Raw genomic sequence first — 16,721 nt, 5'->3', positions numbered from 1 at the left:
TGGAGAACGGTTATCAGAAAGGAGGGGGAAAGTGAAAATGAATACAGTTTTTTATTAATGGCAGAGTTTGAAACATCTCAAATCCCATTATCAGTTATAGCTGAGAAATATCTTAAGCTAAGTCCAACAACGGCAGAACGTAAGGCTAACGAGGGCAAACTAAAAATCCCAACCTACAAAATGAACGATAGCCAAAAGTCACCATGAATCGTTCATGTGCATGATCTCGCCGAATATATTGACGAACAAAGAGAACTTGCCGTGAAAGAAGTGGAGAGGATGATGCAGCTTAAAAGAAAATAATCTTGCAATACCCCCTCAAGAACCACCGGGTGCTACGTTCATTACAGCACCCCAATAGCACTCCTTTATAAAATATCATATTGATTAATAAGATAATTGCACCTATCAGATTCGACGCATTAGAGATCACTAGTGGCAAAATAATTCGCTAAACCAACGTTATTCGTTACCCCTAATTTACTCATCGCATTGGCTCGATGGACATGTACTGTTTTATGGCTTAATCCTAGTTCAGCCGCTACAGCTTTAACATCCATACCACTGGCCAGCATCTCTCCAACTTGTCGCTCTCTTTTAGTTAGCTGTTCCGATAAAGCCGGATGACTCTTTGATGACGTTAAATTAAGCATAATGTCCGGTGTGAGATAACAACCATTATTGGCTGTAGTGCGCACTGCTTGAACCAATTCATCCGGGCTACAACGTTTACTGAGATAACCACGTGCACCAGCCTTCAGAGCATTTTCCACCATAGTGGCAGAATCATGAACACTCAGCATAATGCAGGTAATGCCTGAAGGGATATCTTTCAGTAGAGACAACCCACTTTCATCTTTCATCGAAATATCGAGAATGCAAACCGTTGCGCCCGATCCTGGTAACCCTTGCCTGGCTTCGACGCACGAACTGAACTCACCCACAACTTCAATATCGGGTTCTAAATTCAGCAATTGAGCGAATCCCGAACGCACAACAACATGATCATCAACTAATGCTACTTTAATCATCATTATTTATTATCGAATTACGAATCGGGCTAAATTACTCTTATTGATATAGCTTCACAATAGATAATGGCTTGCGATAAATAGCAAGATAGAACATCAGGGTAAAAAGTGATGAAAAGATGCTGCTGTGGATATACAACAGCATCAATATGTTTTTTCAGTATGGCTTAATGTACTTTCTTCGTTTTTCGAATTTTTCGCTCTTCCGCAATAGCTACGCAAACAAGTAAGCTGAGACATATAAAAGCTGAAGTATCAAGGGCAACAAACGTTCCTTTCCAGCCAGTCAAACCAAAAATAGGCACTCCATCAGCAATCATCCCCAAACCAAGCTTAGCAAAGCTGTCACCGATTAAGTAGGCAAAAGTTCCTTTGACACCATCAGCTACACTGATTGCTTTTTTCGGTACAAAACCAACAGCAGCCACACCAATCAACAATTGTGGGCCAAATACCAAGAAACCAAGTACAAACAAAGATCCCAAGTACATGTATTCACTGGTTGCGTGTTGATAGAATTCAAGACAGACAATAATCAAACTTAACGAAACACAGGCAACCAGAGCACGGCGACCATTCGCTAAATCTGACAGATACCCCCACATTAACGTACCTACCAACGCCCCTATTTCGAACATGGTAAAACCCGTGATGGCGGTTTCTTTTGACTGCCCCAATACTTGATACGCATATACCGTTGACCACTGGTCGATACCAATGCGCACGATGTAAAGGAATATATTGGCAAAACAAAGTAGCCAAATGACTTTGTTTTTTAATACATATTCAACAAAAATTTCACGTTTGGTCATTTGATTTTCTTCTGCGGCGATATCTTCTTCGCTGACAGCTTCACCAAATAACTCTTCTACCTTACCCAAACCGTAACTTTCTGGAGAATCACTACCATAACGTAACCCAATGAAGCCAATGATCAACGCGATAATAGAAGGAAAAATAAACATCCCTATCACATGACCATTAAAGAAATAGTGAGCACCAAAGAGAGCAACCCCAGCCGCAGCAGCGCCACCTACATTATGTGACAGATTCCATAAACCCAGATAGGTTCCACGCTTATTACGGGGAGTCCATTTCGTAATGGTAGAATAGCTGGCAGGCCCACCTATACTTTGGAAAAATCCACTCAACGCATAAAATGCCACCATCAGGAAAACACTGATGCTAGAACTTCCCATACTCATGCTAAAACCTAACATGGCCAGGCCGGATAGGATTAACATAAACGGCAGAAATTGTTTGGTGTTTTTGCCATCTGCATAGTAAGCAACGACGGTTTTACCAATACCGTAAGTAATAGAAAAACCTAACCCTATCAACCCCAACTGCGTCATCGACAGACCATAAGTCGAGATCATATCGTTTTGGGCTATGTTAAAGTTTTTACGTACCAAATACATAGCCATATAACCGATAAAAACCACCAAATACGACTGTATAAAGGGTTTGAACCACATTTTACGGCGAACTTCCACTGGAAGATCCAGTGTTGGCTTACGAATTTGTTCTAAAATCTTAAGCATTTTAAATCCTTAGGTGATCACGAGAAAAAGCCTTTTTGAAGCAGGTGAAAATAAAAAGGCAAATCGCAAGAAAGAGAAAGTTTTCGTAGATATAGTTTTTTTGGATATAGTTTTTATAGGTATGGTTATTACGGGACAGTTTAAAAAACCGGAGGAAAATTGGCTTGAGCTATGCTCTTAGTTGAACTAAGAATATTTCCTAATTTTGCCCTATTCGAGCATAAAGCGTGAAAGGAATCACACTCTTTTCTTTTGTTAAGAAAACAAAGAACAAGATATTCAATTCTTATCCGACCATTGCTGTACAGGTTCAATGGAAAGTAAAAGACCCTGAAATCAGGGTCTTACTTAGAAAATCATGATGATTTGGTGAGGCTTGGAAAGGCTTTAAATCATTCCCACTCAATTGTCGCTGGTGGTTTACCGCTAATGTCATAGACTACCCGCGAAATACCATCCACTTCATTAATGATTCTGTTCGATACTCGCCCCAAGAAATCATATGGCAGATGCGCCCAATGAGCGGTCATAAAGTCAATAGTTTCTACCGCACGCAGAGACACAACCCAGTCATATTTACGACCATCGCCCATAACACCGACAGAACGAACTGGCAGGAATACGGTAAATGCCTGGCTGACTTTATGGTATAGATCTGCTTTATGCAGTTCTTCAATAAAGATAGCATCAGCACGGCGCAGCAAGTCACAATACTCTTTCTTCACCTCACCCAATACGCGAACACCAAGGCCCGGACCTGGGAATGGGTGGCGATACAGCATGTTATATGGCAGACCCAGTTCCAAACCGATACGGCGAACTTCATCTTTGAACAACTCTTTCAGCGGTTCAACCAGACCCAGTTTCATATCTTCTGGCAAGCCACCTACATTGTGGTGAGATTTAATAACATGAGCATTACCCGTTGCAGATGCCGCAGATTCGATAACGTCTGGGTAAATCGTACCCTGTGCCAGCCACTTAACCTGAGTTTGTTTCGAGGCTTCTTCATCAAATACATCAATAAAGGCGTGACCAATAGCTTTACGTTTAGCTTCTGGATCATCAATTCCTGCCAGTGCAGACAGGAAGCGATCTTCCGCTTTAACATGGATGATGTTCAGGTCAAATTTGCCTGCAAACATCTCCATCACCTGATCCGCTTCGTTCAAACGCAACAAGCCATTATCTACGAAAACACAAGTCAGACGCTTACCAATCGCACGATTCAACAGTAGTGCAGTGACGGAAGAATCCACACCGCCAGACAGTGCCAGAATAACGTGATCATCACCAATCTGCGCACGCAGACGTTCGACGATATCGCCGATGATAGAAGCAGGTGTCCACAATGCTTCACATTGACAAATATCCAACACGAAACGTTTCAGAATATTCAAGCCTTGATGAGTATGAGTCACTTCCGGGTGGAATTGTACACCATAAAAACGTTTTTCATCGTTAGCCATAATAGCAAACGGACAAGTATCCGTGCTGGCAATGGTTGTGAAATCAGCTGGAATAGCCGACACTTTATCACCATGACTCATCCATACATCCAGCAACGGTTTGCCGGCTTCGCTCAGAGCATCTTGAATATCGCGGAATAGTTCACAATCATTTTTGATTTCAACCTGCGCATAACCAAATTCACGCTCATCAGAGTTAGAAACTTGACCACCCAATTGCGTAGACATGGTTTGCATGCCATAACAGATACCCAGCACTGGTACACCCGCATTGAAAACATATTCCGGCGCACGTGGGCTATTGTGCTCAGTCGTGCTTTCTGGCCCACCAGAAAGGATAATACCATTCGGATTAAATTCACGGATTTGCTCTTCAGTGACACGCCATGTCCAAAGTTCACAATAAACACCAAGTTCACGAATGCGGCGAGCAATAAGCTGAGTATATTGCGAGCCAAAATCAAGGATCAGAATGCGATGCTGATGGATATTAGTTGTCATTTGAGGTGAGTTCCAAAAACAAGTGGCAATTAAAAAATAAAAAAGTCAGTGGCCCGATTATGGGCCACTCTAAATAAATTACAGACCTAAACGATAGTTTGGTGATTCTTTGGTGATCGTCACGTCATGAACATGGCTTTCCTGAATACCTGCACCACTGATACGAACAAATTCTGCTTTAGTTCTCAGTTCATCAATGGTTGCACAACCAGTCAGCCCCATACAGGAACGCAAACCACCCATTTGTTGGTGAACAATGCTTTTCAGCAGGCCCTTGTAAGCCACACGACCTTCGATACCTTCAGGAACCAGTTTGTCAGCTGCATTATCAGTCTGGAAGTAACGATCAGAAGAACCTTTGGACATCGCGCCCAAAGAACCCATACCGCGGTAAGATTTGAATGAACGGCCTTGGTAAAGTTCGATTTCACCCGGAGATTCTTCTGTTCCTGCCAGCATGGAACCAACCATCACACATGATGCACCTGCGGCAATCGCTTTGGCGATGTCACCAGAGAAACGGATGCCACCATCCGCAATAACAGGAATGCCAGTCCCTTCCAGAGCTTCAACCGCATCTGCAATGGCAGTGATTTGAGGAACACCAACACCGGTAACAATACGGGTCGTACAAATGGAACCAGGACCGATACCCACTTTAACTGCGTTCACACCTGCTTCCATCAGTGCTTTGGCACCTTCACCCGTTGCTACGTTACCGCCGATGATTTGCAGATCAGGATATTTAGCGCGAGTCTCACGAATACGCTGCAAAACACCTTCAGAATGACCGTGGGAAGAGTCAATCAGTAATACATCGACACCTGCAGCAACCAATGCATCAACACGTTCTTCGTTGCCAGCACCTGCACCAACCGCAGCACCAACACGCAGACGGCCTTGTTCGTCTTTACATGCGTTTGGTTTACGCTCTGCTTTCTGAAAATCTTTCACTGTAATCATGCCGAGCAGATGGAAGCTGTCATCAACAACCAGTGCTTTCTCAACACGTTTCTCGTGCATTTTCTGCAAAACAACTTCACGGGCTTCGCCTTCTTTTACCGTCACCAAACGTTCTTTAGGTGTCATTACCGCAGTCACAGGCTGATCCAAATCGGTAACGAAACGTACATCACGGCCAGTAATAATACCTACCAATTCGTTTGCTTCTGTTACCACTGGGTAACCTGCAAAACCATTACGTTCCGTCAGTTCATGGACTTCACGCAGAGTCGTCTGTGGTGTAACAGTAACAGGATCGGTCACGACACCGCTTTCATGCTTTTTCACGCGGCTGACTTCTTCAGCCTGATGTTCAATCGACATATTTTTATGAATGAAGCCAACGCCCCCTTCCTGTGCCAGTGCGATTGCCAGTGAGGATTCCGTCACGGTATCCATAGCTGCGGAAAGCATAGGTACGTTTAGGCGAATGGTGGAAGTTAATTGAGTGGACAGATCTGCTGTGTTAGGCAAGACTGTTGAGTGGGCAGGAACCAACAATACATCGTCAAAGGTTAATGCTTCTTTTTTAATTCGTAACATGGGCAATATCTCACCAGGCTATGGGCAATAAGAGGGATAAAATATTGCCGCGGCATTATACAGGCCGAAATTGGTTGCCTCCAGCATTTTTTGAAAAAAATTCTTGATTAGTAATGCAATGAGATTAATATCAATTAATTAAGCCCTTGTTTTAAAATTTGATCTAGCTCACATGTCACTACCAACCAATACCGGAATCTTTTCTGTTAGCCGTCTGAATCAGACGGTTCGTCAGCTATTGGAGCTGGAAATGGGCAGAATTTGGTTATCTGCCGAAATGTCCAATTTTTCTCAGCCATCATCAGGGCATTGGTACTTCACATTAAAAGATGAACGAGCACAAATTCGTGCCGCTATGTTTCGAAGTCACAATCTTAGGGCAACGTTTCGTCCACAAAATGGTCAGCAGGTATTAGTTCGGGCGCAGATTACACTGTATGAACCTCGGGGTGACTATCAGCTGATTGTGGAAAGTATTCAACCTGCCGGAGATGGTTTGCTGCAACAGCAATTTGAGATGTTGAAACAAAAACTCACCGCAGAAGGCTTGTTTGATCAAATTCATAAAAAACTGCTACCCTCTCCGGCCAAAAGACTCGGTGTCATTACTTCCGCCAGTGGCGCAGCTCTGCACGATATTCTAAATATCTTGAAGCGCCGTGATCCTTCCTTGCCAATTATTATTTATCCCACCGCTGTTCAGGGAACCGAAGCGCCATTACAGATTATTCGGGCGATCGAACTGGCAAATGCGCGGCAAGAGTGTGATATCCTGATTGTCGGTCGTGGCGGAGGATCGCTGGAAGATTTATGGTGTTTCAATGATGAGTACGTTGCACGAGCAATATTCCAAAGCCGTATTCCTATTGTTAGCGCTGTCGGACATGAAACTGATGTGACAATTGCGGATTTTGTCGCTGATTTACGCGCTCCAACACCTTCTGCGGCGGCAGAATTGGTTAGCCGTAATCAGATCGAGTTATTGCGGCAAATTCAATCTCTGCAACAACGTCAGGAAATGGCGATGGATTATTTCTTTGCCCAAAAACAACAGGTGTTTAATTTATTACAGCACCGTCTCCAGCAACAACGTCCTGATTTGCGCTTGGTACGTCAGCAAAATTACTTAGCTGAATTACGACAAAAATTGGCTGATAGCTTTTTACATTGTTTAAAACAGAACTCAATTTCATATGAGAAGTTAAATCAGCGATTGTTACAAATCCATCCTGAGCGGAAGATTCAGCGTTATAGTCAATCTATTCAACAAGTTGATTTCCGCTTAAAACAGGCTATCGAACGGCAGTTAGGACGTTATCGGGAAAAATTTGCCGTTTCCTGTTCACGAATGGAAGCGGTTAGCCCATTGGCAACGTTAAGCCGTGGTTACAGCATTAGTGAAATATCTGACGGAAAATTGTTGAAGCAAGTTAAGCAGGTAAAAACTGGTGATATGCTGAAAACACGGTTGCAGGATGGCTGGGTTGAGAGTCAGGTGACGCAGGTTACAAAAATAAACAAGAGAAAGAAATTAAAATAGATTTGATAAGATAGCGGTGAAGATTCACCGCTATTTTTATATGGTGATTTGAGCTCTATTTTCCATTAGAAAATCAAAAGCGAATTTCGGCTCCCATAACGTAAGTTCGGCCGCGGGCAGTTTGGGTTTTAGCATCTTGATCTGCCATCATAGGTGATGTGTTCATACGGTTCAATGCATCAGAATAGTTTCGGTTGGTTAAGTTCTGAACAGAGAATTTAATCAAAATATTTTTATTTATCTGATAATCACTGTATAGATCAATAATGGTCGGAATTTTGTTCTCTTCCTTCATCTTAATCCAATTGTTGTTATTTTCATCTGTTTCTGCATCAGGATCTTGGCGATAGGATTTTCCTGTATATTTTACGATTGCCCCAAAGCGGAGTTTCTCATCAAAGAATCTAACTCCTGTGTCTAATGTAAAATAACTCTCCGGTAACTGAGAAGCAGGGCTAGCGCCAAAATATGTTGTTGCAACTGAGGTAGGTTGCTGTGTTTTTTGCTGGCTATATGCCAATGAACTATAGAATACTCCTGCATCATAATTAGCAGAAATTTCATAACCATGCATATTTACCGGTGTCCAGCTATTTGAGTAAATATTTAAATTGAAGTTAGGGTTAACTCCTTTCCAATCTTCATCAGTCAGAGTTCCATCATTTTTACAGATTTTTCCTGTTTCACAAATTAAATAAGACTCATTGATGATAAGATTTTTAATCTTTGTATGGAAATACATAGCCTTCAAGCGGAATGCATCTCCGTCAATAATTAAATTTGGGCGGTAACTATTAAAACCAATTTGGTAAGTATCAGCTTTTTCCCCTCTCAAGAATGGATTCATAGAAGCACCACCTTCATTAGAGAAAAATATTTCCTGAATATTTGGTGCTCTCATTGAATGGCTATAGCTTACAAATGGCTGAAATTCAGGAACAATCTCTGCAGATAATAAAATACTCGGATTAAACCCACGTTCTTTCAAATCTAACTCAGTTTCCCATTGTGGGAAACAATTTATCCTGATATCACAGGCTGGCTTAATTCCTTTTACACTGTAATCCAAATAATTCACTCCTAATTCGGCTGTATAAATACTACGTTCAATTTTTAACTTACTATAAAAGCTAAAAATATTCTGTTTTCCACTCGGAGCAAAAGGATTATTTTGCTTTGCATCATAATCATCTTTTTCATTAGTTAGATTAGTTGTGCTTTTTTTACTATATTCAGTGCTCATCAACTTACTGCCTAACGTGAAAGAAAAATCAGTATCGCTATAATTGAATCTACTGGTATTGTTGACATCAATAGCATTAGATTTATTCTTTGCTTGGCTTTCAGTCAAAGTACCCAAAGCATCTCCTGCATAATCTTGACGCCCATAACTAGAACTAAGGACAATCTTAGTATCCACTAATTCATTAAATGGGGTATAGTGATATTTCATATAATAATCATAGCTATCAATATGGCGTTTATTAAACTTATTATGGTAAAAACGACTGCTTAGTTCCAAGTCATGAAATTCATTGGGTTTAATATTTAGTTTCATTAATTGAGAATTTGGTTTTTGTTTGAATGTATCTCTCGTACCAAATTCCTCACTGCTAAAACCCATAGCATTTTTATAATGAGCATCAATACTATGTCCGCTAATAGCAAACATAGCGCCAAGAGAACCTTCTGAGCTGAATGCTTGTGTGCTTCCTGCAAAAGCCATCATGCCACTTTTGCCAATACCATTATTGCCGTATGTCCATTTTGTACGTAAACCCAATTGATTACCTTCCAAAAGAACATCATTAACACCAAGAGTACGGAAATTGGCGCTTCCTATAAGAGCATTGACAGAATCTGAACCATCAGACTGCCCTCGGGAAACATCGACACGAACAATAAAATTGGGATCAATCAATGCCCCAAACTGGCTATAAGGCTGAGTCCCATGCGCAAATTCACTAGGTGAAGTACCATAAAAACTCTGACTGATACCATCAACCATCATATTGACGCGACCAAACCCACTTAAGCCGCGAATATTAACACTTACAGCTCCTTGACTTGCATCCATCTGGGTATAAGTACCCGGTAAGCTACGCAATACGCTATCCACAGATTCCAATTTATTATCTTCACCCACAGAACTATAAGCACCCGGTTTTTCCATTGCTTCAATCTGAGGAGCGTTATTATTATCCTGAATACCTGAAACTTTCAGGCTGCTGAACCGTATGACTTTTTCTTTTTTATTGTCATTTGTGTTTTCAGCATAAGCGATCCCCTGAAGCCCAATCAGCATTGCGCTGGCTCCAGCTATTTTTGCCACAGTTTTCATTATTATTACCCTAAATTAAAAAATATTTATTGCTGCTCACATTGCTTCGCAAATTTGCGTATAAAATACCTATAACACCGATAAAAAAATTATCAGTGCTATAGGTAATAACTATATATTTTTTATTAGTCTTTTAATTCTGGAAAATATGTTTTAGCGTCATCTAACATTAATAAGAAACTATAATCAAAAGCAATGTCATTCAGACGATTAAAACGACCTGATTTTCCACCATGCCCAGTATCCATATTAGTCTCTAATAATAATAGACTATCGCCTTGTTTCATTTCTCTTAATTTTGCTACCCATTTTGCCGGCTCCCAATATTGCACTTGAGAGTCATGCAAACCTGTTGTAACCAACAAATGAGGATAACGTTGATGTTTAATATTGTCATAAGGGCTGTAAGATTTAATACGGAAGTAATCTTCTTTGTTATTTGGATTCCCCCATTCTTCATATTCACCCGTTGTCAATGGAATGGATGCATCGAGCATGGTTGTCAAAGCATCCACAAAAGGTACTTTTGCAATTACGCCGCAGTATAATTCTGGAGCCTGGTTAATAACCGTTCCCATTAATAAACCGCCAGCACTGCCACCTTCAGCATAAACGCGTTTACTATCACCATAACCATCAGCAATCAGGGTCTTGGTTGCATCAATAAAATCGTGAAAACTGTTCATCTTGTTTTCGATTTTACCTTGCAGATACCAGTTCTTGCCTAAATCGCCCCCACCACGCACATGCACCAATGCATATACAAAACCGCGATCCAACAAGCTCAGCAGGGCTGAACTAAAATAAGGGTCCATGCTGATGCCATAAGAACCATAGCCATAAATCAGGATCGGATTTTCCCCTTGTTTAAACAAGGACTTACGGTATACCAGAGAAACAGGGACTTCTACGCCATCACGGGCTTTTACCCAAATACGCTGGCTTTCATAGTTTTCTTTGTTGAACCCTTTAACTTCTTGTTGCTTCAACAATTCACGCTCACCCGTTTGCATATTCCATTGGAATACTGAACTTGGTGTTGTCATGGATGAATAGCTATAGCGCAAGAAATGGGTATTTGGTTCAGGGTTATAGCTCAATGATGCCATATAGGCCGGATCATCGAATTGAACACGCTTTTCCTGCTTGGTTTTCCAATCAATCTGGCGAATTGATGACAATCCTTTTGTACGTTCCTGCACAACCAGCCAATTGTCGAACAACTCAAAATTTTCCAGATCCGTATTTTCCTGTGGAGCAATCACGGTTTCCCACGATTTATTAATGGCATCTGCTCGATACAGACCAAACAATGGGCTTTCATGATTAGAACGAATGTAGAATTGCCCACGGAAGTGGTCTAAATCATATTCACGCCCCCCTTCACGAGCAGAAAAAACCTGCGGTTCTGATTTTGGGTTGTTGGCATCAATCAGTCGATATTCTGAACTCGAATAACTAGAACTCGAAATCAAAATGTAATTAAGTGAGGTACTTTCCGAAATCGACAGATAGAAACGCTCATCTTTTTCTTGATAGATCTTTTGATCCTGCTTGCTATCAGTTCCATATTGATGGCGGAATAGCTGATAAGGCAGCAAAGTTTGTGGATCTCTGCGCACATAAAACAATGTCTCGCCATCATTTGCCCACAAAATATTGCCAGAAGTGTTTTCTATTACATTATTTTGCCAGTTAGAATCATCGAAATTTTTAAATGAGATTTTGTAGTTACGACGCCCTTGAGTATCTTCCGCTACAGCGAAGCGCTTGTTATCCAAGGTAACCGCAAATCCACCCAGTTGATAAAACTTATGGCCCTTTGCCCGCTCGTTACCGTCAACCATGACCTGCCAATCGGTTGAATTATCGGCTGGCTTGCGCTGATAGATCGGGAAATCTTTTCCTGCCTCGTAAACGGTACGATAAATATACCCATTATAGGTATAAGGAACTGACTGATCTTCTTTACTCATTCTATCAGCCATTTCTTTATAAAGGGTTTCACGCAATTCCTGACCCGATTTCAGCATCTGCTCGGTATATTGATTCTCAGCCGTTAAATAATCAATAACGTTTTTATCCTGACGGTTGTCATCGCGCAGCCAATAATAGTTATCAACACGGACATCTCCGTGGGTTTCCATTGTATGCGGCTGTTTTGTGGCTATAGGTGGCACCATATTTTCCTCCATTGCGGTAGTAGCAAGACTGTGACCGAATAAACTATAACCGAGCAAACCACCACCGAGCAAAAAGCCAAGCATTATTCTATTACTGCGCATAACCTTACCGCACGCTATCTTTTTTTTATTCTGTGACATGCCATCAGTCCTGTATTTTTATTGAGATAAATAAAAATCTATCGGCAGTTCAACCGTGATCCTGCCATTAGTTAAAATGACGTCGGGCGGCTTAGGTAAAGGCTGTGACCTTTCCAGCACCATCCTTGCTTCCCTGTCTAGTGAGTTAGTTCCTGAACGTCGAGTTAATTCACTGTCAAGCACAGCTCCCAATTGGTTAACCGTAAATTTCACTATCGGACGCCCTGTCCGTTTTCTTCTCTGAGCATCTTCTGGATATTTTTTATAACGATTTAAGTGCCCGGTAACCTCTGCTTGCCAAACCGCTTTGGCATCAGCAACAGCATCAGAGTTACTTTCATAGGATGCAGCGGTACGAACCGTCACGTTATTAGCTGTCGCACTACTTGTAGTTGGTGCGGAACTACTGCGGGATTTTTCACTTTCTTGTTCTTCTGCTTTCACTCGCTTAACAGGCTGTGTTTTCTTCGGAGCATCTTGTTCTTTCTGCTTTTTCTTCTGCTTATCTACCAAAAGCAGAGCATTTTCATTTATATCCAATTTTGGCATGTTAATTTCGTCAACTTTGCTTTCCTGCTGCTTACTGGCGACGGATAGCTGTTGCTCAATGCCAATTGGCTGTTTTGGGATTGTATGTATTGCTTCTGTCTGCGTTGACAGTTCCACCATTACCGCTGGCGGAGGAAGAAGTTCCTCGATATCCACATCCTTGGGTTTGTAGATCAACCATCCTACGAACAAAACATGAAGAGTGATCGCAACGAGAAAGGATTTTGTCACATGACTAGTGTGAGCATTTTGATACGTGGTGTACGTCAACATCTCTATAGCACATTATGTCAATAATAAATTGATATGAATGATAATCAATTCAATATATAAATGAAAACTATTTTTATTTATTAAATATTCACATCCTTGTGATGATTACCGTTATTTGGTTACATTTTCACTTACTTTTGGTGTAAACCAGACGAAATCGGCATATTCGTTATTTAATGAAACCTCTTCTTCCGCAATAACAAATACGACCACTTTTTCATTTGGCATTAATTTTTTCACATGCTGAGGAACACCCATTGCTTTTACCGCGTGATACCCCCCTGCAAATAGCAAAGCAGGTGATGGTGCTTTAATCAATTGTTCAGCCATTCGCTGATCACGCATCTGCTGAATTTTGCTCATAGCAGAAAGATGTAGTTCATCTATATTTCCACCATGAGAATTTTTGATGGTTGCATCAATGCGTTTTTTAACATCATCAGAAACCAGTGAAGTTCTATCTCCAGCCCTGTGATTCTTGTACGCTTGATCGATTTCACGGCGATCCAAGTTTGCCGCTAACAATGGGTAAGGTGCTTTCATCAGTTCTATAACCAAATCACCATACCATTTCCATGGCCACCCCTGATTCCACGCCAATAAGTTCTCGACTCGTTCACTCCTGACAATCGGATTACCCTGTAACCAGCTTTTCACTTTATTCACTTTTTCTTGCTGGCTTGGGTTAATCATTTCTAGTAATACGGCACCATGAGGACGTTTCTGCCCTAGTTGTTGAACTAACCATAACTCGATTTGGTGATGGTAAGGATTGTCATGTTTTTCACCAACAACAATGCGAGGATAGGTTGCCAATTGTTCCAGCAGTTCATCAGAGGTTATCGCCTTCCCTGTTTTCATATCAAGTACTGCACCGGATTGCATTAATTCGCCGGGAAGGACTTGAAGTGCTACTTGAGAGGTATTCTGAGCATCATTTGGTGCTACGGCACAGCCACCAAGTAACAGAGAACAGGCTAAAAAAGTCGATTTTATGCAGGGAAATGTTTTCATTCTTATTCATTATCAAAAGAAAAATTGCCCGCATAGTATAGATAATGAGAATTATTTACAAATAAAAATACCCCGTTAAGCATAGACTTAACAGGGTAGCTCACAATTTTATTCCGATCTCACAGCGAAATCGGGACAATGGGCAGAGGTGTTTAGAGAGGGTCGGTTTGCGCTTCAACAGCCGCCAATGCCACCATATTCACGATACGGCGTACAGAAGCGATCGGCGTCAGAATATGAACAGGCTTTGCAACTCCCATCAGGACTGGGCCAACAGTTACGCCATCTGAACTGGTCACACGCAACAAGTTATAACTTATACGAGCGGCTTCCATATTTGGCATGATCAACAAATTCGCAGAACCTTTCAGTGGGCTGTCCGGCATGATATCACGGCGGATGCTTTCCATCAGGGCGGCATCACCGTGCATTTCACCGTCAATCTCAAGTGATGGTGCCATTTGCTGAACCAATTCCAGTGTCTTACGCATTTTTCGTGCAGATTCACAATCGACAGAACCAAAACTTGAGCGTGACAATAGAGCGACTTTAGGTTCAATCCCGAAACGGCGAACAGTTTCAGCCGCCATCAGCGTGATTTCTGCCAACTCTTCTGGGCTTGGATCTTCATTGACATAAGTATCGGCAATAAAAGTATTCCCCGTTGGCAACATCAAGGCATTCATAGCACCTGCGGTATGTACACCTTGACGGAAACCAAAGACATCTTTCACAACTTGGTAATGTTCGTTATAGCTGCCAACCGTGCCACAAATCAGGCCATCCGCTTCACCACGCTGTACCATAATTGCACCTATCAACGTAGGATCACCAATCAATGCGCGACGGGCCTGCTCCTGAGAAACGCCACGGCGCTTCATCATTTGATAATATTCTTGCCAATATTCTTTGAAACGCGGGTCATTCTCGTTGTTCACGACTTCGAAATCTTTACCGACTTCAATATGCAGCCCCTGCTTTTTAATCCGCATTTCAATAACGCTAGGACGACCAATCAGGATAGGGAATGCTAGTCCCAGGGAGACAAGTTCTTGCGTAGCATGCAGAACACGAATATCTTCCCCTTCTGCCAATACAATACGTTTCTTCTCTTTCTTAGCTTGGGAGAAGATTGGTTTCATAAATAGATTGGTCTTATAGACAAACTCACTGAGTTTCTCAATATATGCCCCGAAATCGGTAATAGGCCGAGTTGCTACACCTGATTCCATTGCAGCTTTCGCTACAGCTGGTGCAATTTTTACAATCAAGCGAGGATCAAACGGTTTCGGAATAATATAATCCGGGCCAAAGAACAGGTCTTGATCACCATAGGCAGAAGCAACTTCCTGACTTTGTTCAGCCAGTGCAAGATCAGCAATGGCACGCACACAGGCAAGTTTCATTTCTTCATTGATGGTTGTTGCCCCGACATCCAATGCACCACGGAAGATGAATGGGAAGCAGAGAACATTATTCACCTGATTAGGGAAATCAGAACGACCAGTACAAATAATTGCATCAGGGCGTACTGCTTTTGCCAGTGGTGGCAATATTTCCGGCTCTGGGTTGGCCAATGCCATAATCAGAGGACTTTTTGCCATGGTTTTCACCATGTCTTGTGTCAGTACTCCCGGCCCAGAACAGCCAAGGAAAATGTCAGCATCAGGGATCACATCTGCCAGGGTACGGCTGCCATTATCCTCAATGGCATAATCCGCCTTGGTCTTCTCCATATTCTCTTCGCGACCACGATAAATAATCCCTTTTGAGTCACAGACGACAATATTTTCACGTTTTAGACCCAGTGCTACCAGCAGGTTCATACAGGCAATCGAGGCAGCCCCAGCCCCTGATACAACCATGCGTACTTTACCAATATCTTTGTCAACAACCCGCAATCCATTCAATACTGCTGCGGTACAGATAATTGCCGTACCATGTTGGTCATCGTGGAATACAGGAATTTTCATGCGCTCACGAAGTTTTTGCTCAATGTAGAAACACTCTGGTGCCTTGATATCTTCGAGGTTGATACCACCGAAAGTCGGTTCCATAGCCGCGATGATATCAATCAATTTATCAGGATTGGATTCATCTACTTCAATATCAAAAACATCAATGCCAGAGAATTTTTTAAACAAAACTCCCTTACCTTCCATTACAGGTTTACCGGCTAATGCTCCAATATTTCCCAACCCTAAAACAGCACTACCGTTGGAAATAACTGCAACAAGATTGCCACGTGCAGTATATTTATAAGCCGCCAAAGGATCTTTTGCTATTTCAAGACAAGGTGCAGCAACACCCGGTGAGTACGCCAATGCCAAATCACGCTGCGTTGTCAATGGCTTGGTTGGTGTAACTGTGATTTTTCCAGGTTGTGGAAACTCATGAAAATCAAGAGCACTTTGTTTTAATTTTTCATCCATTATCGGATCCTTTACGCGTCATGTCTTAGTGAAGATTTGCTCAGTATAATAGTTACGGAAGGTTAAATCATGATGCCAACAGCATTTTGTTCATCACCTTCAAAATCAAGGCACAAAAAACAAACAAAGAATGACTTCATGTTGATCAATATTATATA

11 protein-coding genes are annotated in these 16,721 nt (G+C 41.8%); 2 read left to right on the top strand and 9 right to left on the bottom strand.

From position 1 onward, the window contains the following. The first annotated feature begins 57 nt into the window (after window positions 1-57). Window positions 58-207, top strand: a complete 150-nt coding sequence (locus tag BM135_RS17860) for a pyocin activator PrtN family protein (RefSeq protein ID WP_422646128.1) — start codon at window positions 58-60, stop codon at window positions 205-207. A gap of 215 nt (window positions 208-422) precedes the next feature. On the opposite strand, the gene uhpA is transcribed toward BM135_RS17860, so the two are convergent. From uhpA to guaB, 4 genes are all read right to left on the bottom strand, one after another. Beyond that, window positions 423-1,031, bottom strand: a complete 609-nt coding sequence (gene uhpA, locus BM135_RS02190) for a response regulator transcription factor UhpA (protein ID WP_092517513.1) — start codon at window positions 1,029-1,031, stop codon at window positions 423-425. 167 nt (window positions 1,032-1,198) lie between these two features. Continuing rightward, the gene (gene uhpT / locus BM135_RS02185) at window positions 1,199-2,575 is read right to left on the bottom strand and encodes a hexose-6-phosphate:phosphate antiporter (protein ID WP_092517378.1); all 1,377 of its coding nucleotides are present in this window, start codon (window positions 2,573-2,575) and stop codon (window positions 1,199-1,201) included. A 392-nt stretch (window positions 2,576-2,967) separates the two neighbouring features. Then, window positions 2,968-4,545 (bottom strand): glutamine-hydrolyzing GMP synthase, encoded by a 1,578-nt coding sequence (gene guaA, locus BM135_RS02180; protein WP_092517376.1) that lies wholly within the window; start codon window positions 4,543-4,545, stop codon window positions 2,968-2,970. A 78-nt stretch (window positions 4,546-4,623) separates the two neighbouring features. Continuing rightward, complete coding sequence (guaB, locus tag BM135_RS02175) at window positions 4,624-6,090, bottom strand: IMP dehydrogenase (protein WP_092517374.1); 1,467 nt, start codon at window positions 6,088-6,090, stop codon at window positions 4,624-4,626. Between the two features lie 172 nt (window positions 6,091-6,262). Between guaB and xseA the strand changes: the two genes are divergently transcribed. Beyond that, window positions 6,263-7,630, top strand: coding sequence for an exodeoxyribonuclease VII large subunit (xseA, locus tag BM135_RS02170; protein WP_092517372.1), 1,368 nt, complete (start codon window positions 6,263-6,265; stop codon window positions 7,628-7,630). Between the two features lie 73 nt (window positions 7,631-7,703). On the opposite strand, the gene BM135_RS02165 is transcribed toward xseA, so the two are convergent. The 5 genes from BM135_RS02165 to maeB form a co-directional block, all read right to left on the bottom strand. After that, window positions 7,704-9,971 carry a TonB-dependent receptor domain-containing protein gene (locus tag BM135_RS02165; protein WP_092517370.1) on the bottom strand — a complete coding sequence of 756 codons (2,268 nt, stop codon included), beginning with the start codon at window positions 9,969-9,971 and terminating at the stop codon, window positions 7,704-7,706. Between the two features lie 125 nt (window positions 9,972-10,096). Continuing rightward, window positions 10,097-12,154, bottom strand: a complete 2,058-nt coding sequence (locus BM135_RS02160; protein ID WP_245737274.1) for a S9 family peptidase — start codon at window positions 12,152-12,154, stop codon at window positions 10,097-10,099. Window positions 12,155-12,313: 159 nt separating this feature from the next. Beyond that, the gene (locus BM135_RS02155; RefSeq protein ID WP_092517368.1) at window positions 12,314-13,117 is read right to left on the bottom strand and encodes an energy transducer TonB family protein; all 804 of its coding nucleotides are present in this window, start codon (window positions 13,115-13,117) and stop codon (window positions 12,314-12,316) included. Window positions 13,118-13,228: 111 nt separating this feature from the next. Then, window positions 13,229-14,131 carry a ChaN family lipoprotein gene (locus tag BM135_RS02150; protein WP_092517367.1) on the bottom strand — a complete coding sequence of 301 codons (903 nt, stop codon included), beginning with the start codon at window positions 14,129-14,131 and terminating at the stop codon, window positions 13,229-13,231. Window positions 14,132-14,283: 152 nt separating this feature from the next. Further along, complete coding sequence (gene maeB, locus BM135_RS02145) at window positions 14,284-16,563, bottom strand: NADP-dependent oxaloacetate-decarboxylating malate dehydrogenase (protein ID WP_092517365.1); 2,280 nt, start codon at window positions 16,561-16,563, stop codon at window positions 14,284-14,286. Window positions 16,564-16,721 lie beyond the last annotated feature (158 nt).

The organism is Xenorhabdus japonica, from assembly GCF_900115195.1.
GTDB lineage: Bacteria > Pseudomonadota > Gammaproteobacteria > Enterobacterales > Enterobacteriaceae > Xenorhabdus > Xenorhabdus japonica.
Note: the sequence above shows the minus strand (reverse complement) of the source record. Positions and strands in the feature narration are given on the sequence as shown.